Annotated in this window: 19 protein-coding genes; 10 read left to right on the top strand and 9 right to left on the bottom strand. The window is 64.9% G+C overall.

What is annotated here, in order from left to right:
* Positions 1–25: 25 nt before the first annotated feature.
* From AC3A4H_RS21730 to AC3A4H_RS21740, 3 genes are all read left to right on the top strand, one after another.
* Positions 26–739: an aspartate/glutamate racemase family protein gene (locus AC3A4H_RS21730; RefSeq protein ID WP_487768576.1), complete on the top strand. Its 714-nt coding sequence runs from the start codon at positions 26–28 to the stop codon at positions 737–739.
* Between the two features lie 69 nt (positions 740–808).
* Positions 809–1,300, top strand: a complete 492-nt coding sequence (locus AC3A4H_RS21735) for a heme-degrading domain-containing protein (protein WP_487768577.1) — start codon at positions 809–811, stop codon at positions 1,298–1,300.
* Between the two features lie 48 nt (positions 1,301–1,348).
* Positions 1,349–2,611 carry a glycerate kinase type-2 family protein gene (locus tag AC3A4H_RS21740; RefSeq protein WP_487768578.1) on the top strand — a complete coding sequence of 421 codons (1,263 nt, stop codon included), beginning with the start codon at positions 1,349–1,351 and terminating at the stop codon, positions 2,609–2,611.
* A 191-nt stretch (positions 2,612–2,802) separates the two neighbouring features.
* Here the strand turns inward: AC3A4H_RS21740 and AC3A4H_RS21745 are convergent, their stop codons facing one another.
* The 5 genes from AC3A4H_RS21745 to AC3A4H_RS21765 form a co-directional block, all read right to left on the bottom strand.
* A complete protein-coding gene (locus tag AC3A4H_RS21745) occupies positions 2,803–3,477 on the bottom strand; it encodes a UdgX family uracil-DNA binding protein (RefSeq protein ID WP_487768579.1) in 675 nt (224 codons plus the stop codon).
* A gap of 71 nt (positions 3,478–3,548) precedes the next feature.
* Positions 3,549–4,937: a glutamine synthetase family protein gene (locus AC3A4H_RS21750; RefSeq protein ID WP_487768580.1), complete on the bottom strand. Its 1,389-nt coding sequence runs from the start codon at positions 4,935–4,937 to the stop codon at positions 3,549–3,551.
* A gap of 91 nt (positions 4,938–5,028) precedes the next feature.
* Positions 5,029–6,411, bottom strand: coding sequence for an aspartate aminotransferase family protein (locus AC3A4H_RS21755; RefSeq protein WP_487768581.1), 1,383 nt, complete (start codon positions 6,409–6,411; stop codon positions 5,029–5,031).
* Positions 6,412–6,506: 95 nt separating this feature from the next.
* Positions 6,507–7,481, bottom strand: coding sequence for a WD40 repeat domain-containing protein (locus tag AC3A4H_RS21760; RefSeq protein ID WP_487768582.1), 975 nt, complete (start codon positions 7,479–7,481; stop codon positions 6,507–6,509).
* 157 nt (positions 7,482–7,638) lie between these two features.
* Entirely contained in the window at positions 7,639–8,703 is a 1,065-nt protein-coding gene (locus AC3A4H_RS21765; RefSeq protein WP_487768583.1) for a CobW family GTP-binding protein, read from the bottom strand.
* Between the two features lie 259 nt (positions 8,704–8,962).
* On the opposite strand from AC3A4H_RS21765, the gene AC3A4H_RS21770 reads away from it, so the two are divergent.
* The 4 genes from AC3A4H_RS21770 to AC3A4H_RS21785 all read left to right on the top strand — a co-directional run bounded on the left by AC3A4H_RS21770 (position 8,963) and on the right by AC3A4H_RS21785 (position 12,570).
* The gene (locus tag AC3A4H_RS21770) at positions 8,963–9,445 is read left to right on the top strand and encodes a MarR family winged helix-turn-helix transcriptional regulator (RefSeq protein WP_348780672.1); all 483 of its coding nucleotides are present in this window, start codon (positions 8,963–8,965) and stop codon (positions 9,443–9,445) included.
* A gap of 103 nt (positions 9,446–9,548) precedes the next feature.
* Positions 9,549–10,490: a DMT family transporter gene (locus AC3A4H_RS21775; RefSeq protein WP_487768584.1), complete on the top strand. Its 942-nt coding sequence runs from the start codon at positions 9,549–9,551 to the stop codon at positions 10,488–10,490.
* Between the two features lie 74 nt (positions 10,491–10,564).
* Complete coding sequence (locus AC3A4H_RS21780) at positions 10,565–11,587, top strand: LacI family DNA-binding transcriptional regulator (protein ID WP_487768628.1); 1,023 nt, start codon at positions 10,565–10,567, stop codon at positions 11,585–11,587.
* A complete protein-coding gene (locus AC3A4H_RS21785; protein ID WP_487768585.1) occupies positions 11,584–12,570 on the top strand; it encodes a 2-hydroxyacid dehydrogenase in 987 nt (328 codons plus the stop codon). The genes AC3A4H_RS21780 and AC3A4H_RS21785 overlap by 4 nt, the downstream gene beginning before the upstream one ends.
* Positions 12,571–12,642: 72 nt before the next feature.
* Here the strand turns inward: AC3A4H_RS21785 and AC3A4H_RS21790 are convergent, their stop codons facing one another.
* Positions 12,643–13,416 (bottom strand): gamma-glutamyl-gamma-aminobutyrate hydrolase family protein, encoded by a 774-nt coding sequence (locus AC3A4H_RS21790; RefSeq protein ID WP_487768586.1) that lies wholly within the window; start codon positions 13,414–13,416, stop codon positions 12,643–12,645.
* Between the two features lie 289 nt (positions 13,417–13,705).
* On the opposite strand from AC3A4H_RS21790, the gene AC3A4H_RS21795 reads away from it, so the two are divergent.
* Positions 13,706–14,815 (top strand): TRAP transporter substrate-binding protein, encoded by a 1,110-nt coding sequence (locus tag AC3A4H_RS21795; RefSeq protein WP_487768587.1) that lies wholly within the window; start codon positions 13,706–13,708, stop codon positions 14,813–14,815.
* A 105-nt stretch (positions 14,816–14,920) separates the two neighbouring features.
* Here the strand turns inward: AC3A4H_RS21795 and AC3A4H_RS21800 are convergent, their stop codons facing one another.
* From AC3A4H_RS21800 to AC3A4H_RS21810, 3 genes are all read right to left on the bottom strand, one after another.
* On the bottom strand, positions 14,921–16,663 hold the full coding sequence (locus AC3A4H_RS21800) for a TRAP transporter large permease (protein ID WP_487768588.1): 1,743 nt from the start codon (positions 16,661–16,663) through the stop codon (positions 14,921–14,923).
* Positions 16,660–17,244 carry a TRAP transporter small permease subunit gene (locus AC3A4H_RS21805; RefSeq protein WP_487768589.1) on the bottom strand — a complete coding sequence of 195 codons (585 nt, stop codon included), beginning with the start codon at positions 17,242–17,244 and terminating at the stop codon, positions 16,660–16,662. Before AC3A4H_RS21805 ends, AC3A4H_RS21800 begins: the two co-directional genes overlap by 4 nt.
* A gap of 152 nt (positions 17,245–17,396) precedes the next feature.
* Positions 17,397–18,332, bottom strand: coding sequence for a branched-chain amino acid ABC transporter permease (locus tag AC3A4H_RS21810; RefSeq protein ID WP_487768590.1), 936 nt, complete (start codon positions 18,330–18,332; stop codon positions 17,397–17,399).
* A gap of 95 nt (positions 18,333–18,427) precedes the next feature.
* On the opposite strand from AC3A4H_RS21810, the gene AC3A4H_RS21815 reads away from it, so the two are divergent.
* Positions 18,428–19,030, top strand: coding sequence for a CGNR zinc finger domain-containing protein (locus tag AC3A4H_RS21815; protein WP_487768591.1), 603 nt, complete (start codon positions 18,428–18,430; stop codon positions 19,028–19,030).
* The gene (locus AC3A4H_RS21820; RefSeq protein ID WP_487768592.1) at positions 19,023–19,547 is read left to right on the top strand and encodes a hypothetical protein; all 525 of its coding nucleotides are present in this window, start codon (positions 19,023–19,025) and stop codon (positions 19,545–19,547) included. The genes AC3A4H_RS21815 and AC3A4H_RS21820 overlap by 8 nt, the downstream gene beginning before the upstream one ends.
* Positions 19,548–19,622: the final 75 nt, after the last annotated feature.

The following is a 19,622-nucleotide window of genomic DNA, read 5'->3' on the forward strand; positions in this document are numbered from 1 at the left end:
GGCGCAAGCGGAGAGGGGCCCGATCATGACCGGACAGTCGAGGCTCATCGGCATGGTGGGCGGCATGAGCTGGGAATCGAGCGCCATATACTATCGGCTGCTCAACCTTGGGGCGGGCGCACGGCTTGGCGGGCACCACAATGCCAGGTCGCTTCTGTATACTCTCGACTTCGACGAGATTAACCGCATGGCTGCCCTCGGCCGTTGGGACGTCGTCGCCGAACGCGTGAGCGACGCGGCGCGGTGGCTGGAAAAGGCCGGCGCCGAACTGGTGATGATTACCGCCGTGTCGGCGCACCGTGTCTTTGACGAAGTGCAGGCGACCGTCTCCGTGCCCCTTCTGCACGTCGCCGATCCAACCGCGCAAAGCCTCAAGGCCAGGGGCCTTTCGCGCGTCGGCCTGCTCGGAACACGCTATACGATGGAACAGGAATTCCTTTCCGACCGCCTGAGGGGCCACGGCCTTGAAGTGCTTACGCCGGATGCCGAACAGCGCGAGAGGCTGCATCGCATCATCATCGATGAACTGACGCTCGGCAAAGTCGAGGATGCGTCGCGGGCGGCGCTGCTCGAGATGACCGCGGATCTTGCGGCGCGCGGTGCGCAGTCCTTCATTCTGGGCTGCACGGAGCTGCCGCTGCTGGTGGGCACCGGGGATTATCCGCTTCCGGCTTTCGACGCGACCGAGCTGCATGTCGAGGCGGCGCTGGACATCGCATTGGCCGACATGCTGGGCTGATACATCTGGTGCCTTGACCGTGTCGCCGCGGTCGGACCAGGCCAGCCAGAACATCGGGAGGGGACGCAAATGGCAGGTGATATCGAACGCATCAAGAGGCAGGAGACGGAACTCGTCTTCGACCGCTTCGACGAGGCCGTGGCCTTCGAGATCGGCTCGGCCATTCGCCAGCGGGCGCTGCGCGAAAACCTGCCAATAATCGTCGACATCCGCACCTTCGACCGGCCGCTCTTCTATGCCGCCATGCCCGGCTCGAATGCGTCCAATCCGGACTGGGCGCGGCGCAAGATCAACGTGGTCAGGCGCTATCTCAAGAGCACTTACCTGATGGTGCTCGAGCAGAACCGCCCCGACCGCACCTTCAAGGTGGGCGAGGGGCTGGACATAGCCGACTACGTGCTGGCTGGCGGCGGATTTCCGATCAGGGTCAAGGGAGCTGGCGTCATCGGCGCAATCGCTGTGTCTGGCCTGCCCGAGCGCGAGGACCACAATGTCGTCGTCGCTGCGTTGAGCCAATATCTGGGGCTGGACGCGGAGGCGTTGGCTTTGGCTGCGGTTTAAATGGGCTGAGATCATGCTCTACGTTGCTTTCGAAGGAGTGCAGCATTCATGACCATCGAGCCCCGATCCTTCCTCACCTCGATATTCGCTGCGGCGGTGGCTGCGGCCGACCCGGAGAAAACCATCCGCGCGCATCTTCCCGAAAAGCCCAAGGGGCGCACGGTTGTGGTGGGCGCCGGCAAGGGCGCTGCGCAAATGGCGGCGGCGCTGGAAAAGGTCTGGGACGGATCGCTGGAAGGCGTGGTGGTGACGCGATACGGCTATGGCGCGCCCTGCGAGCGTCTGCGGGTTCTGGAGGCTTCCCACCCGGTGCCAGACGCTGCCGGACTGAAGGCGGCGAAAGCGCTGGTCGACCAGGTCTCGGGCCTGACAGCCGACGACCTCGTGATCGCACTGGTCTGCGGCGGGGGCTCGGCCCTCTTGCCCGCGCCGCCCGCTGGCCTGACGCTGGCCGACGAGGTCGCGGTCAACGAGGCGCTGCTGGCATCGGGTGCGCCGATCTCGGTGATGAACCTGATCCGCAAGCATGTTTCGACCATCAAGGGCGGGCGGCTGGCGGCCGCCGCCTATCCAGCCAAAGTGGTTTCGCTGATCGTCTCCGACATTCCCGGCGACAACCCGGCGCTCGTCGCTTCCGGCCCGACCGTTCCGAATGCCGGCGGTCGTGCGGAGGCGCTGGCGGCGATTGATGCCTACGGCTTGAAACTGCCCGAAGCAGTGATGGCGCATCTGAATTCGCCCGAGGCCGACGCGCCGCTTGCCGACGACGAACGCTTCGCCCGCAACGAGGTGCGACTGATCGCATCCGCGGCCGTGTCGCTGGAGGCAGCGGCCGCCGAAGCCAAGCGGCAGGGCGTCGAGGCCGTCATTCTCTCCGATTGCATCGAGGGCGAGGCGCGCGATGTCGGTTCGGTTCACGCCGCGCTGGCCCGCGAGGTGGCGACCCGCGACCGGCCGTTCAGCAAGCCGGTGCTGATCCTCTCGGGAGGCGAAACGACGGTGACGCTGCGCGCGAAGGGCAAAGGCGGCCGCAACAGCGAATTTTTGCTTGCGTTTGCGCTGGGAATCGACGGCGTGCCGGGCATCAATGCGCTGGCAGCGGACACGGATGGCATCGACGGTTCGGAAGACAATGCCGGCGCCTTTGCCGACGGCACCAGCGTGGCACGCATGCGGGCGGCAGGCGTCGACGCCAAGGCGCTGCTGGCCGGCAACAACGCCTGGACGGCGTTCCATTCCGTCGGCGACCTTTTTGTCCCCGGCCCGACTGGCACGAATGTGAACGATTTTAGGGCGATATTGGTGCGATAAAGTAAGGGTTTTGCCAAGCCTGACCGGTGTTATTCCCCCACCCCTAACCCCTCCCCACAAGGGGGAGGGGGATGATTTGACCGCCGAGGCCATTCAGAACGGCTAAGATTAGCGGTGGGCAAAGTCCCCCTCCCCCTTGTGGGGAGGGGCTAGGGGTGGGGGGCATTTCTAGGCCGGATGAGCGGGCAAATTCATCCCATCATCCGCGCCACCGCCCTCATGTCCTCCAGAAACCGCGCCCGTTCGGCGCGTTTGTCGACTTCCTCCGGCAGGCGCAGGATGAAGGAGGGGTGGACGGTTATGAAGACGCGCAGCCCGTCGTCCCGATCGACAATGCTGCCGCGCAGTTTCGTCACTGGAACGACCTCGCCGAGCAGTGCATGGGCGGCCGTGGCGCCGAGCGCGACCGCAAGCCTAGGCACGGTCAGCGCCAGTTCCTTCTCGAGCCACCAGCGGCACGCGCGGATTTCGCCGGCGTTGGGCTTGCTGTGGATGCGCCGCTTGCCGCGCGGCTCGAATTTGAAGTGCTTCACTGCATTGGTGACGTAGACCTTGCTGCGGTCGATCTCGGCTTCGTCGAGGATCTCGTCGAGCATCCGGCCTGCCGGGCCGACGAAGGGCCTGCCGGCAAGGTCCTCCTGGTCGCCCGGCTGTTCGCCGACGAATATGATTTCCGCATGTTCCGGCCCTTCGCCGAAGACGGTCTGGGTCGCATTTTGCCAGAGCGGGCACCGCCGGCACGAACGCGCGGCGGCGCGGGCAATGGTGAGGGTAGGGTAGTCGGCCGTGTCCGGACGGACCGGCCGCTTCAGACGGCTTCTGGCGCGGGTCCGCTCGCCATGCGGCACGGGGTGTGTGGGCATCATTGCCTCCTGCAAAAACCCCTCGCGCGAGAAATGAGCGAGGGGCGCGCAGGTTCCGGCAAATGTGCCGTCGCCTACACCTCGTGCAGATAGAGGTGGTAGTCGAGTTCGCTCACCGTGCGGGCAACGCGCAGATACTCGGCTTCCTTGATCGCGGTGAAGGTGCGGTGAAGGTCCTCGCCCAGCGCCTGCTTGAGGAAGGCGGAAGCCTTCGCCGCCTCGATGGCGCTGCGCCAATCGGACGGCATCTTGCCATGCGCCCCGGTCTCGGCCTCGTAGCCATTGCCGGTGACTTCCGGCCCAGGATCGAGATTCTCGTCCAGCCCCTTGGCGATGCCGGCAAGGACCGTCGCGGCGACCAGATAGGGATTGGCGTCGACGCCTGAGGGGCGATGCTCGATGCGGCGGTTTTTCTTGTCGCCGGCCGGCACGCGCAGCGCCACCGACCGGTTGTTGACGCCCCAGGTCGGCGCAACCGGCGCGTAGGACTGCGACACGAAGCGCCGCCAGGAATTGGCGTGCGGGGCAAACACCAGCATGGATTCGGCCATGGTGTCGGCAAGCCCGCCCAGCGCGTGAAGCAGCGTGGGCGACCATTGGCCTTCCGTCGCCTCGGTGAAGACGTTTGTGCCGGCGTCGTCCTGCAGCGAGACGTGGAGATGCATGCCCGAGCCGGCATATTTCTCGATGGGCTTGGCCATGAAGCAGGCGGTGACGCCGTGGCGGCGGGCCTGCGCGCGCACGAGGCGCTTCAGCATCACGAGATCGTCGGCCGCCCGCAGCACGTCCTTGCGGTAGTGAAGCGTCAGCTCGTACTGGCCGGGCGCATATTCGGAAATCACGGTCTCGGCCGGAATCCCTTGTGCCTTCGCAGCGGCGTAGATGTCGGAGAACAGCGGCTCCATGCCATGCAGATGGTCGACCGAATAGACCTCGGTCTTGCCGCTGCGGCGGCCGTCCAGCACGGCGTTGGCCGGCTGCACGCGGCCTTCGGCGTCGCGCTCGTTGGCAAGCAGGAAGAACTCCAGCTCGAAGGCGCCGGCCGGGTGCAAGCCCTTGGCGGCGAGCGCTTCGACCTGCCGCACCAGCGCCAGGCGCGGGTCGGAGGTCATCGGTGCGCCGTCGAGGTGGAACATCGACATCAGCACCTGGCCGCGCGCGGGACTGGTTCCGTAGAGCGGCACCAACGTGCCGGGAATGGGCCAGGCGCGCAGGTCGCCGTCGCCGGAATCCCAGATCAGGCCGGTTTCGTGCACGTCCTCGCCGGTGATGTCGAGGCCGAGGATGGAGATCGGCAGGTGGCGGCCGCCCTCGTAGAGGCCCATCAGTTCGTGGCGGCGGATGATCTTGCCGCGGCCGACGCCGTTGGGGTCGGTGAGCACGATGTCGAAGGCTTCGATTTCGGGATGCGCGTCGAGGAAGGCCTTGGCTTCTTCGACGGTCGAGCCGGAAGGGGAAATCATTGGGAGATACTCTGTTTTTGAGTCGCCATGGGCGATGATGCTGCAGTCAGTCATCCCCACGGCCGCCGGGCCCATGGGGATGCAGGAGAAATCACGCCACGAGATCTTTGGCGATGTCGTCGAAGGCGGCGATCAGCTTGTCGACCTGCTTCCTGGTCGTCACCGGCGAAACCAGCATCATGTTGTGGAATGGAGCGATCAGCACGCCGCGATTGACCAGCGCGACATGGATGGCCACCTCCAGCTTCGGCGCATGGGCTTCCTCCGCCTCGGCCCCGTTCTTCAGCGGGCCGGGCGCGCAGATGAACTCGACGCGGGCGCCTACACGCTGCACGTGCCAGGGCAGGTTGTGACGCGTGATCGAGGCTTCCAGCCCCGCGGCGAGCCGGCCGGCCAGCTTTTCCATATGCCCGTAGTTTTCTTCGGTCATCACCTCTTCAAGGTTCGCGCGCATGGCGGCGAACTGCAGCGGGTTGGCCGAGAGCGTGGTGCCCATGCCGGAAAAGCCGGCTTCGCGGGTGAGGTTGTAGGCATTGTAGCGGCTCGCCACCTCCTCGCTCATGCCCCAGACGCTGGCGGGCACGCCGCCGGCCACAGGCTTGCCGAGCACGAAAAGGTCGGGCTCGAGATTGTATCTGCGGGTGTAGCCGCCCGGGCCGGTGGAGATGGTGTGTGTCTCGTCGATGAGAAGCAGCGTGCCGTGGCGGCGGGTAATGGCACGCAGGCCTTCGTGGAAGCCTGGCTCGGGCAGCACCATGCAGCAATTGGTCAGCACCGGCTCGGTGATGACGCAGGCCACGTCGCCTTCGGCAAGGGCAGCCTCCAGCGCGGGAAGGTCGTTGAACTCGACGATTTTGGCGCTCTGGGTCAGATCGCGGAACTCGCCTGCGAGCCCCGGCCGGTTGATCGGCTTGCTGTCCTTCAAGCGCACCATCGTCTCGTCGACCGAGCCGTGATAGCAGCCGTTGAAGACGAGGATCTTGGGACGATTGGTGATGGCACGCGCCACCCGCAGCGCGAAGCGGTTGGCGTCGGTGGCGGTGGTGGCGATCTGCCAGTGCGGCAGGCCGAAGCGCGCGGCAAGCAGTTCGCCCAGCGGCAACACGTCCTCGCTGGGCAGCATGTAGGTCAGGCCGCGCTTGGCCTGGCGGCGGATGGCCTTGGCTACCGGCTCAGGCGAATGGCCGAACATCGAGCCGGTGTCACCCAGGCAAAAATCGGCCAGCTTGTTGCCGTCGATGTCAGTGATGGTGGCGCCCTTGGCCTTCTCCACCAGGATGGGGAACGGGGTCGGCCAGTCGTTCATCCAGTGCATCGGCACTCCATCGAGGAAGCCCTTGAGGCCATTGCCGACAGCCGCCTCGGATTTCGGCCGCGCCTCGCGGAATGCGGTTGCTTCGGTGGCGCGAATGGTTGCTATGCGCGCCAGACTGATGCCGCCCTGCGTGGTGGCCTTGTTCCCTGATGTCCGCAATTATTTCCTGCCCATTATTGTGGAGCAGAAGTTGTAGCGTCCCGCCTGCATCCAGGCAATGGCGGGAAGTTGGGGCAGGGAGTGGGCGGCGTTGCTTAGCCCGCGATGTCGATCACCCCGCAGTCGCCGGTCTCGGAGCCGAAGGCGATGCGGCGTTCGTCGTCGTCCCAGCTCATCGCGGTGATGGCGCCCTTGCCGGGGCGGCGCAGAAGCACCTCCTTCTGGTCGGCGAAGCGGGCGGCGAGGATCATGCCGTCATTGTAGCCGATGGCCACGATGTCCTCGCTGGGGTGACAGGCCACGCAGGTGACGGCGGCGTTGCCGCGCGTGCCGAGCTCCAGCGGCGCCTTGCCCATCGGGCCGTCCTTGCCCACGAAGGGCCAGACGATTGCCGCCGGCGCGCCGGAGCTGGCCAGCCATTTGCCCTTGGCGCTCCACGACAGGCTCTTCACCTTCATCGGATAGCCGCTCATGCGCATGTGCTTGGCGTCGGAAAGTCTCCAGCCATGCAGGGCGTTTTCCTGCATGGTGGTGACGACATAGTTGCCGTCGGGCGAGAACGTGATGCCGGTGTGGGCGCCGGCCCATTCCAGTTCGGTCGGCTTGCCTTCGGTGGCCGGGAAATGCAGCGTCGCGCCATTGTAGCGGGCAACGCCGATGCGCATGCCCTTTGGCGCGAAGGCCAGTCCCTCGACCGAACGGGGATGGACGAAATCCTTCACCTTGCCGTCGGCGAAGCGCACGCTGGCGACCTTGCCGGTGGCATAGGCGATGGCGCCCTGCGGGCCGGCCGCTACGCTGGTGATCCACTTCCTGCCGATTTCGGCCAGGGTCTCGACCGCGTCGCCCGCGCCGAGCGCGCGGACCTTGCCGTCTTCCCCGCCGGTGATCAGCCGCGAGCGGGCGGCGTCGTAGGCGGTGGACAAGAGACCGTCGTGCAGCTCGGTCCATTTGTGGCCGTGGTCGAGCCGGTGGACGACGCCGTCGGCCAGCGCGAAATGCGGGACGCCGCCGAGGAAGACGGCGGCGATGCAGTGGCCTTCGAGATCAAGCGGCGCGACGGTGGGCATGGGCTCTAGTGTCTTCCGTTGGATACTGCGGATCAGATCGATGCTGTCGAACGCGTCCGTCATCGGCGTGACGGGAGCCGATGACCGGGATTACTCGACCTTTCCGGCCTGGGCAAGAATGGGTAGGGGCAGGCGCTCCAGCGCCTGCCGAGTGGGCTCAAGCCGCCTGGCAGGCCTCGAAGCTGCGCTTCAGGCGCTCGGCGTCGAGCTGGCGGCCGATGAAGACGAGGCGGCTCTCGTGTGTCTCGCCGTCCTTCCAGGCGCGCTGATGGTCGCCCTCGATGATCATGTGCACGCCTTGGATGACGTAGCGCTCCGGGTCGTCCTTGATGGCGATGATGCCCTTGAGGCGCAGGATATTCGGCCCCTCGAGCTGGGTGATCTTCTCGATCCAGGGGAAGAATTTTTTCGGGTCCATCTCGCCGGCGCGCAGCGAAACCGACTGCACCGTCACGTCATGGATCGGCGAGGCATGACCGTGGTGGTCGTGATCATGGTCATGGTCGTGATGATGGTGATGGTCGTGGTCGCAATTCGGGCCGCATTCATGATCGTGGTCGTGATCATGCGCTTCGAGGAAGTTCGGCTCGTTCTCCAGAACGCGCTTGAGGTCGAAGGCGCCGCGGTCGAGCACCGTTTCCAGCGGCACGCCGGCGCGGGTCGTGCGGTGAATGGCGGCGGCGGGGTTGATGGCGCGGATGGTGGCTTCCACCGTCCGCAGTTCGTCCTCGTCCACCAGGTCGGTCTTGTTGACCACCACCACGTCGGCGAAGGCGATCTGGTCTTCCGCCTCGCGGCTGTCCTTCAGGCGCAGCGGCAGGTGCTTGGCATCCACCAGTGCCACAACGGCGTCGAGCTTGGTCTTGGAGCGGACGTCCTCGTCCATGAAGAAGGTCTGCGCTACGGGCACCGGGTCGGCCAGGCCGGTGGTTTCCACCACGATGGCGTCGAAACGGCCGGGGCGGCGCATCAGGCCTTCCACGACGCGGATCAAATCGCCGCGCACCGTGCAGCACACGCAGCCATTGTTCATCTCGTAGATTTCCTCGTCGGATTCCACGATCAGGTCGTTGTCGATGCCGATCTCGCCGAATTCGTTGACGATGACGGCATAGCGCTTGCCGTGGTTTTCGGAGAGGATGCGGTTAAGCAGCGTGGTCTTGCCCGAGCCGAGATAGCCGGTGAGCACGGTTACGGGGATCTGCGTCTGTGCTTCGCTCATGATGTCCTCGATAGGATGATTGGGCTCCATATAGGACGGCGGGGGCGGTTTTGCACGCACCAATCCGGGTAGGACTTTCGGCGAGGCGGGGCCATTGCGGCCGGGAATTTCGGACGCGCGCAAGCATGGCTGTTGGAGGATGCGGGCCGATCGACTACTTTCCTTTGTCATCCGACTGTTATTTGCGTCTGGCATGAGCGCGTCGGGCCCGGTTGCCGGCAAAGGGCTGGCGGCATGGCGTCGAGCGGAGAGGTGACGAATGGCCAAGGCAGACAGAAGCGCGACCATGAACCATCTGCATTCGGCGGCGCGGCTGTCGCGAACCGCATTGGCCGCGCGCTTGCTGGAGCACGGCTTCTATGCCGGGCAGGACCAGATCATGCTGGCGCTTAACCTCGAGGACGGGCAGACGCCCGGCCAGCTCGCGACGCGGCTCGGCGTTCGCCCGCCCACCATCACCAAGACCATCAACCGGCTGCAGGTGCAGGGTTTTCTGGAAAAGCGCGCCTCCGAATCCGACGCGCGCCAGGCGCATGTGTTCCTGACCCAGAATGGGCGAGATACGATTCGCGCCATCGAGAAATCGGTGCGGAAGACCGAGAAGCAGGCGTTTCGCGGCTTCGACAAGAAGGAGCAGAAGCTGCTGGGCAAGCTTCTGCAGCGGGTGGAAGCCAATCTTTCCGGCACTGCCCTCGTGGTGCATGACGAAGCCGAGGAAACGGAAGAAAGCGCCGGGGCCTAAAGGCATCGCGCCTTTCGCCACCTGGACCACAGCTTTCGGCTTGCGCACTACGGTAAGGTGGCCGACAAGCGGTCGAGACAAATCACCAGACCGGCTGCGAATCGTGAGCAAGTCCACTGCCGCCAGCGAACAGGCGACCCCCACATCCGCAATCCTCCTGGTGTTCTGCGCGGGCTTCCTGTTTTCCTGTCTCGATTCCAGCGCAAAGTATCTGGTGCTGTCGGGCCTGCCCGCTACGTTCATTTCGTGGGTGCGCTTCGCGGTGCATGTGGTTCTGGTGCTGCTGCTGTTCCGCAGCTGGGCCAATCCGGCCATGTTCCGGGTGAAAAGCCTGCCGATGCAGGTGCTGCGTGGCGTGTTCCTGTTCGGCTCGACCATCTTCAATTTCGCGGCGCTGAGAACCCTGCAGCTTGCCGAGACCACGTCGATCTATTTCTTCGCGCCGATGGTCATCACCGCGCTGGCCGGGCCGCTGCTGGGCGAATGGGCCGGCTGGCGGCGCTGGATGGCCATCCTGGCCGGCTTCGTCGGCGTGCTGGTCATCACGCGGCCTGGCGTCGCCGCCTTCGAGATCGGCCATGTCTATGCCATCTGCTCGACGATCAGCTATTGCCTCTATGTCATCATGACCCGGCACATGGGCGCGACCGAGACGGCCGAGAGCCTGATCTTCTATTCGGCGCTGGCGCCGGCGGTGCTGATGCTTCCCGTGGGGCTCTACACCGCGGCTCTGCCGACCGACGCGTTCCAGTGGATGATCCTGCTCTTGCTGGGCTTCTTCGGCGGCTTCGGCCACTGGCTGCTGATCAAGGCCTACAAGCAGGCCACCGCCACGGCGCTGGCGCCCTATCCCTATCTGCAGATGGTGTGGATGATCGGCTTCGGCTACCTCGTGTTCGACCAGCTGCCGGACGGCTGGACGCTGGGCGGCGCTGGCATAATCGTGGCCAGCGGCTTCTACATCGTCCACCGTGAGCGCCAGCTTCGCCTGGGGCGCCGCACAGTGCCCATGGCCGAGGACGAGGACCTGGCAAAAAGGCTTTGATTTGCCCGGCCTGAATGTCGTATAGGCTTTTAAACTGTTTAAAAGCCATGCGCCCTGTGGGCCGGGAGGACGTGCTGGCACAGAAAATCAAGCTTTCGACCATTGCGGATGCCCTGGGCGTTTCGACGGCAACGGTTTCGCTCGCTCTGCGCGACAGCCCGCTGGTGGCCGATGCGACGCGCGAGCGCATCAAGGAACATGCCCGCGCCATCGGCTACATCTACAACCGCCGCGCGGCTTCGCTGCGCACGTCGCGGTCAGGCATCGTCGGGGTGGTGGTGCACGACATCATGAACCCGTTCTTCGCCGAGATCCTGAAGTCGATCGAAAGCGAGCTCGACCGCAGCCGCCAGACCTTCATCCTTTCCAATCATTATGACGACCTGGAAAAGCAGCGCACCTTCGTCGACACGCTGCTGCAGCTGGGCGCCGACGGGGTGATCATGTCGCCGGCGATCGGCACGCCGGCCGAGGACATCAGGATGGCGGAGGAGAACGGCCTGCCGGCGGTGCTGATCGCGCGCCGGGTGGAGGGCGCCAATGTGCCGGTGTTCCGGGGCGACGATGCCTATGGCACTGGGCTGGCCACCAACCATCTCATTTCTCTCGGCCACAAGCGCATCGCCATGATCGGCGGCACGGACCAGACCTCGACCGGGCGCGACCGCTACCAGGGCTACCTGAAGGCGATGCAGGCCGCGGGGCTGGAGCCCTCGGCATCCTGGCGCTTCCCCGGCCCGCGCACCAAGCAGGCCGGCTTCGAGGCGGCTGGCCAGTTCCTGGCGTTGAAGGATCGGCCGACCGCCGCCGTGTGCTGGAACGACCTCGTGGCCATTGGCCTGATGAACGGCATTGCGCGTGCCGGGCTGGTGCCGGGGGTGGACATCTCCGTCACCGGCTATGACGACCTCGAGGAAGCGGCCATCGCCACGCCGGCGCTGACCACGGTGTGGAACGGCCAGCGCGAAGTCGGCCGCCGCGCGGCAAGCGCGCTGCTGGACAAGCTGAACGGCCAGCCGGTGCGGCCGTCGCAGGAACTGATAAGGCCGGAGCTGCATGTCAGGCAGTCCACCGCCAAGCCCGTGGAGAGAAAATGAATCAATTGCATCCGTCCGTGACGGTCCTGGTGCCGGGCCGTCTGCACGAGCGCGCCGTGGCGCGGGTCGACGGGGCCTTCAACATGGTGCGCATCGACAGGGTGGACGCGGCGCTGCTGACGCCGGAACTGAGGCTCGAAGTGCGCGGCGTGGCCGCCAGCGGCTTCCTGGAGCCGCTCGACGCCGCCTTCATCGATGCGCTGCCCAACCTTGAGATCATCGCTTCCTTCGGCGTGGGCTATGACGCGGTGGACGCCCGCCATGCCGGAAGCAAGGACGTGATGGTGACCAACACGCCCGACGTGCTGACCGAGGAAGTGGCCGATACGGCACTCGGCCTGCTCATCAACACGGTGCGCGAACTGCCCCGCGCGGAAGCCTATCTGCGCGCCGGGCGCTGGGCGCGCGAGGGCAACTATCCCTTCACGCCCGCGACATTGCGCGGCCGCCGCGCCGGCATCTTCGGCATGGGCCGCATCGGCATGGCGATCGCGCGGCGGCTGGAGGCGTTCGGCATCTCCATCGCCTACCACAACCGCCGCCCGGTCCAGGGCCTGGCCTATGAATACTACCCAAGCCTTGAGGAACTGGCAGGTGCGGTCGACACGCTGATCTCGGTGGTGCCGGGCGGCGCGGCGACGGAAAAGGTGGTGAATGCCAGCATCTTCAAGGCGCTCGGGCCCGACGGCGTGTTCATCAATATCGGGCGCGGCAGCACGGTGGACGAGGAGGCGCTGATCGCAGCGCTCAGCGACGGCACCATCCATGCCGCCGGGCTGGATGTGTTCGTCGACGAACCGCAAGTGCCGCAGGCGCTGATCGACCTGCCCAATGCGGTGCTTCTGCCGCATGTCGGCTCGGCCTCGGTGCACACGCGCAACGCCATGGCCGATCTGGTGGCCGACAATCTGATCTCGTGGTTTTCCGATCGCAAGCCGCTGACGCCGGTGTCCGAGACGGCGCATGTGAGCGCGAAGCCGTAGGCCGGATACAAGAATGCCCGCGAGGTTGAACCGCGCGGGCAAAGTGTCGAAGACGATCTGAAATTTCGATGGCTACTCTGCCGCCTGGCGCGTGCCGTCGCGGGCGGCCGCGTGCAGGCGTACGGCCTCGCCGAATGCCTTGAAGATATTTGCCGAGGCGCTGTCCGACTTGACCCAGTATTCCGGGTGCCACTGCACGCCGACGGCAAAGGCGCGCGAATCCTTCACCGACACGGCTTCCACCGTGCCGTCCTCTGCCACCGCCTCGACCTGAAGCCGGCCGCCGAGGCGGTCGATGGCCTGGCGGTGGACCGAATTGATCATGACCTCGCCAGCGCCAAATACGTCGGCCAGACAGCTGCCCGGCTTGATGGACAGCTTGTGGCGGATGGCGAAGCGCTCGTCCTGGTCGTCGCTGACCGGGGCGCGATGGTCGAGCGAGCCTTCGCGCTCCTGGATCTCGGCTGCCAGCGTGCCGCCCAGCGCCACGTTCATTTCCTGCAGGCCGCGGCAGATGGCCAGAAGCGGCACGCCGCGTTCGATCGCCTTGCGGATCAGGGGCAGGGTGGAGGCGTCGCGGTCGGTGTCATAGGGGCCGTTGGCCTCGGTTGCTTCCTCGCCATAGAGCGAGGGATGCACGTTCGACTTGGAGCCCGTGATCATGACGCCGTCGACCGAGGCGAGAAGCCGGTCGAGATCCATCCGGTCGCCGAAATTGGGCACGAGGACCGGGGTGACGTCTGAGCCGACAATTGCGGCTTCCAGATATTGCTGCGGAGCGGCATGCCAGGTGTAGTTTTCGAACTGGCGGACATCGGTCGAGACTGCGACAAGCGGCTTGTGCATTTGATTTGGTGCTTTCCAAACAGGGCGGGCCAAACAGGCGGAACGGCAATTGCTGCTTAAATAGGCGATTTTCAAGCAGCTTTCCAACAGAGTTTCCGGAAATTGGAGGCGAGGAATCTCTTTGGAGCCACAGTTTTTGGAACTGCGAAGTCGCACTTTTCCCGGCTTTTCGGAGATTGGGGCGCTGGACTCGAACCGGCCACCATGTTTTGTTTTCAACCGCGACTAAGCCGGAAATGATTAAAATTCAAGGGTATCCGGCTCGTCCTGGTCCAAATGGGAGGAACTAATGGATCGCCGTTCATTCATACGCAAGGCCGGCCTGACCGGCGCTGGAGCTGTCGCAGCTACTGCGCTGGCCGCTCCCGCCATTGCACAGTCGAACCCGAAAATCACCTGGCGCCTGGCCTCGTCGTTTCCCAAGAGCCTGTCGGACACGATCTTCGGCGGCGCCCTGACGCTGTCGAAATATGTGTCTGAAGTCACGGACGGCAATTTCCAGATCCAGGTCTTCGCTGCTGGCGAAATCGTTCCGGCGCTGCAGGTTGCGGATGCGGTGACCGCTGGCACCATCGAGGCCGCGCATACCGTCTGCTACTACTTCTGGGGCAAGGATCCGACCTGGGCGCTCGGCTCGGCCGTGCCGTTCTCGCTCAACGCGCGTGGCATCAACGCCTGGCACTATCAGGGGGGCGGCATCGACATCTTCAACGAATTTCTTGGAACGCAGGGGATCATCGGCTTCCCGAGCGGCAATACCGGTGTGCAGATGGGCGGCTGGTTCCGCAAGGAGATCAACACGGTTGCCGATCTTCAGGGCCTCAAGTTCCGCGTCGGCGGCTTCGCCGGCAAGGTTCTTGAGCGGCTTGGCGTGGTTCCCCAGCAGCTCGCCGGTGGCGACATCTACCCGGCGCTCGAGAAGGGCACCATCGACGCCGCGGAATTCGTCGGACCGTTCGACGATGAGAAGCTCGGCTTCGTGAAGGTCGCGCCCTATTACTACTACCCCGGCTGGTGGGAAGGCGGCCCGACGGTCCACAGCCTGTTCAACAAGGACAAGTTCAACGAGTTGCCGAAGCAGTACCAGTCGGTGCTGAAGGTGGCCGCCCAGGCGACCGACGCGAACATGCTCTCCGCCTATGACTACCTCAACACGGCGGCTCTGAAGCGTCTCGTCGCTGCCGGTGCGTTGCTTCGGCCGTTCAGCCAGGAAATTCTGGCGGCCTCCTTCGATGCGGCAAACCAGACCTATGCCGAGATCGAAGCCAACAACGCTCCGTTCAAGAAAATCTGGGATTCGATCAAGGATTTCCGGAAGGACTATTACCTCAACATGCAGGTTGCCGAATACAACTATGACACCTTCATGATGGTCCAGCAGCGCAACGGCAAGCTCTGAGCCATTGCCCAAAAGCAGATGAGGGGGAACCCGGAGCTTGCGCCCCGGGTTTTTTCTTGGCCACGGCTGTAGAGCCCGGCTCGACGGCCGGGCTTTGTCGTCTGGTCAGTTGAAGCTCGGCGGCTGCGACAGGTCGCTTACTGGCGCTTCCGGGGCAACCAGCGGCGCCGGACCAGGCGAAGCGCCTTCGCCGGGCGCGCCGAGTGGCGGCAGGCCGAGACCGCCTCCGTCCAAGCCGGGCATGGCTGGCATCTCGATCTTGACGTCGTCCGGGTTAATCGTCGGGCCCTTGTAGTGCATCACCATCTGCGGGAAGGCGATGACGAGGGCAACCATGAGAACCTGGATGCCCACGAAGGGAACCGCGCCCCAATAGATCTGGCCGGTGGTGACCGGCTCGATGCGCTTGCCGGTGATCTTGTCGAGATAGGGCACGCGCGCCGCCACCGAGCGCAGGTAGAACAGCGCAAAGCCGAAGGGCGGATGCATGAAGCTGGTCTGCATGTTGACGCCCAGCAGCACGCCGAACCAGATCAGGTCTATGCCGAGCTTGTCGGCCGCCGGGGCCAGCAGCGGCACGATGATGAAGGCCAGCTCGAAGAAATCGAGGAAGAAGGCCAACAGGAAGACCAGTATGTTGACGGCGACGAGGAAGCCCACCTCTCCGCCCGGCAGCGACGTCAGCAGATGCTCGACCCAGAGATGGCCGTTGACGCCATAGAAGGTGAGCGAAAAGACGCGCGCGCCGATGAGGATGAAGATGACGAAGGACGACAGCCGGGTGGTCGAGGCAAGCGCGTGGCGAACCACGTCGAGCGTGAGGCGCTTCTTGGCGGCCGCCAAGACGAGCGCGCCGACGGCGCCCATGGCGCCGCCTTCCGTCGGCGTGGCGATGCCGAGGAAGATGGTGCCCAGTACCAGGAAGATCAGCGCCAGCGGGGGAATCAGCACGATGATGACCTGTTGGGCGAGCCTGGACATCATGTTGAGCCCCATGGCCCGGTCTGCAATCGCCACGGTATAGATGAGGGTGATGCCGGCCACGGCGCCCCAGATGTCCGCGTCCACGCCGAGGCTGGGTGTCAGCGCGACGTGAGCCGCGTAGGCCACCGCGGTCGCGACCGCGAGTGCGACTGCAAGCGATGTGACGCCATGGCCGAGCGTGCGGGCTTCCAGAGGCAGCGCCGGCATCGACTTGGGCCGCATGATCGACATGACCACGACGTAGCAGATGTAGATGCCGGTCAGCACCAGGCCGGGGAGCAGCGCGCCCTTGTACATGTCGCCCACCGAACGGCCGAGCTGGTCGGCCAGCACGATCAGCACCAGCGACGGCGGGATGATCTGCGCCAGCGTGCCGGATGCTGCTATGACGCCGGAGGCGAGCCGCCGGTCATAGCCATAGCGCAGCATGATCGGCAGCGAGATCAGCCCCATGGCGATGACCGACGCCGCCACCACTCCGGTAGTGGCCGCCAGCAGCGCGCCGACGAAGATCACCGCATAGGCAAGGCCGCCACGGATCGGACCGAACAGCTGGCCGACGGTGTCGAGCAGATCCTCGGCCATGCCGGACCGCTCGAGGACTATGCCCATGAAAGTAAAGAACGGGATCGCCAGCAGCGTCTCGTTCGACAACACGCCCCAGAGCCGCTCCGGCATGGCGTAGAGCAGGGGCCAGGACAGGTTGATGCTGTTGTCCGAATAGGGGGCGAGCTCCACGCCGATGAAGAAGAACAAGAGCCCGTTGGCAGCCAGCGAAAAGGCGACCGGATAGCCAAGCAGCAGAAAAACGATGAGCGAGCAGAACATGATCGGCGCCATGTTCTCGGCGATGAGGTGCATCATGGGCGCACCTCCTCGGTGAGAGCCTTGCCTTCGAGCTCAGCCTGCTCGTGTGCGGAGATGAAGGGGTTCGGGTCGTCGATGTCGCCGCGCATCACGGCGATCTTCTTGATGATCTCGGAAACGCCCTGGAAACCAAGCTGCACGAAGCCGATCAGCAGCAGCGCCTTGGCCGGCCAGAGGATCAGGCCGCCGGCGCTGGAGGACATTTCTCCGGAGCGGACCGACAGGCTCACATAGGGCACGAAATAGCAGATCATCAGGATGGTGAACGGCATCAGGAAGAAGACGTGCCCGAGCAGATCGATCCAGTGCTGCACCCGGCGCGAGAACATGCCGTAGACCACGTCGATGCGAATGTGCTCGTTCTGCTTGAGCGTATAGGCGGCGGCGAGCAGGAAGGCTGCGCCGAAGAGGTACCATTGCAGCTCCAGCCAGGCATTGGACGAGATATTGAAGGTCTTGCGGATGATGGCGTTGGCGGCGCTGATCAGCACTGCCAAAAGGATGAGCCAGGCGACCCATCGACCTATGACTTCATTGACACGATCTATGGCTCTGGGGAGAGCAAGCAGCGCTGCCATGCGGTTCCTCCTCGGTGGTGCCGTTCGTTTCCCTCCCGACGGCTCCTTGTGCTCATCGGTAAGATGAGCGGCGGCTGCGCGTCAACAACGCGCGGCACAGTTTTCGGGTGGGGCCATGTCGGCTTTGCCGGGAAATCCGGCGTTTCAGGCTCCTACCGTTGAGGAAAACCCTGGAAATCTGGGCGGGAGGATTGCAGCGTGTCCCGGCCGGAAAAACGCAGCACCAGCATGGCCGACAGCAGCAGGAACATCCAGGCGTCGCGCCATTCAATGGGGAAATAGCCGCTCCACAGCGACTCGGCGATGCCGAAGCCGAGGGCGCCGAGCGCGGCGCGTACCGGAGAGCGATAGCCGCCGACAGCGGTGACGAACAGGACCTTCAGGCCGAAGACGAGGCCGCTGCCAAAGCCGATATTGCCGAAATGCAGCGCCGCCAGCATGCCGGCGAGCGCGGCAGTCAGCGCGCCGGCCAGCACCGCGCCGCGAAAGACGAGGCGGGTGTCGACGCCGCACATGGCAGCCGCGGCCGGATCGTCGGAGACGGCGCGCCAGTCGCGCCCGAAGCTCGAGCGACCGAGGACGAAGCCGGACGCTGCCAGCACGACGACGATGATGGCGCAGTCGAGCAGCTGGATGACAGTGAGCGTGGCCTTGTAGCCGCCACCTCCGGCGAAGACTACCGGCATGGAAAGCAGCGGCGGCAGCCAGAAATCATGCGTCTGGGCGGAAATGCGGGCAAGCTCGGTGAGGAACAGCAGCACGCCCAGCGTGGCCACCACGATGGCGTTGGGCGAGCTTTTCGCCAGCGGTTCGAATACGTTGCGCGACAGGACGAAGCCGATAAGCGCCGCATAGGCAAAGGTGGCGGTGATGGCGAAGGCGATCGTCATCGGCAGGGTCATCCACAGCACTTGCCAGCCGAAGACGGCGACGAGGATCATGGTCTGGCCGCCGAAGGCGAAGATCGCCCCGTGCGCAAGGTTGGTGCGGTGGAGCACGCCGTTGACCAGCACATAGCCGAAGGCCAGCAGCGCATAGAGCGCGCCCATGTGCAGGCCGTTCAGGAACTGCTGGAAGAAATAGAGCATGGGCAGCCCGTTCGCCGCACATCGGTGCGGCACGAGCGAAGGTTGCTTCGAAAAATCTAACTTGTCAAAGGTGATTTACCAGTTAGATTTTTGCCATGGCAGTTGCATGGACAAGGCATCGCTTTTCCGGCGGCGTACTGGCGCTCGACGCGGCCAATACGGTTGTGCTGCGTGGCGACCCCGAACGCTGTTTCGACCGCTTTGCGCAGGCTGCCGAGCTGCCCCGCTTCGCTGCGGCGGCAACCGGCTTCCGAGCCGACGAACTGGGTGCGCGGCAGCTCGTTGTCAGTGACGCCGAGGGAGTGCTGCACGAGGTGCTGGCCATCCGCGAGGCGACGGACCGGCTGTTCCGCCATGCGGCGTTGAGCGGCGGCGTGCAGACGGCCCACCTGCCTGAATTCCTGCGCGCCTGCGCCGACGGGCTGGCGGGGCACAAGGAGCATGTCGGAAAGCCGGAAAAGCCATTCGGCGAGCCGGGCAAGCCGCTGGCGCTTGAGGCAGCACTTGCCGTCTCGGCGCTGTCGCTGCTTTCGGCCGACAATCTGCGCCGGCTGCGGATCTGCCCCAACTGCAACTGGCTGTTTCTCGACCGCAGCCGCAATTCGAGCCGCCTGTGGTGCGACATGGCCGTGTGCGGCAACCGCCAGAAGGCCAGGCGCCATTACCGTCGCCGCAAGGAGGAGGTTTCCCATGTTTGAGCATGCGTGCATCCGCCCCGTTCTGGCCTCCATCCTGCTGGCGCCGTTGCTGCTGGGCGCATGCCGCGACACCGGCAAGCTGTTCGAGGTTTCGGGACGGCTGATGGTGTTCAACTACCGCGTCGCGACGGTGAACTATCTGGTGACGCTGAATCCGATCCAGCCCATCGGCGAGGGTCAGATTGCGGTGACGACCTTCGAAAACCCCGCCGGCGGCGCGCCGCTGTTGGTGCGCCAGAAGCTTTTTCCCGAGCACAAGAAGGTGACCATTGAGAGCCCGCCGCTGGAATGCGTGGTGAAGGACCGACCCTACAACGTGTCGATCCGCATCGAGGGGCAGGACGGCGCTTTGCTGCAGGAGATCGAGACCACCATGGTGTCCTCGCAGGACCAGAGCATGCTGCCCGACCGGCCGCTGGTTGTCGGGCCGGGCTACGAGCCCAACCCGGAACTGGCGGGCCATCTGGACGGCAGGCTGCCCGGCGGGCGCGGGGTGACCTGTCCGGGCGCGAGCTGATGGGAGGCTCTGAGAGTGAGCCTGTGATGGGACTTTTCCCTGTGCGTGTGCGCAAGCACGGTCGGGCGCGACCCT

This window comes from Pseudaminobacter sp. Soil_N_29 (assembly GCF_057656055.1).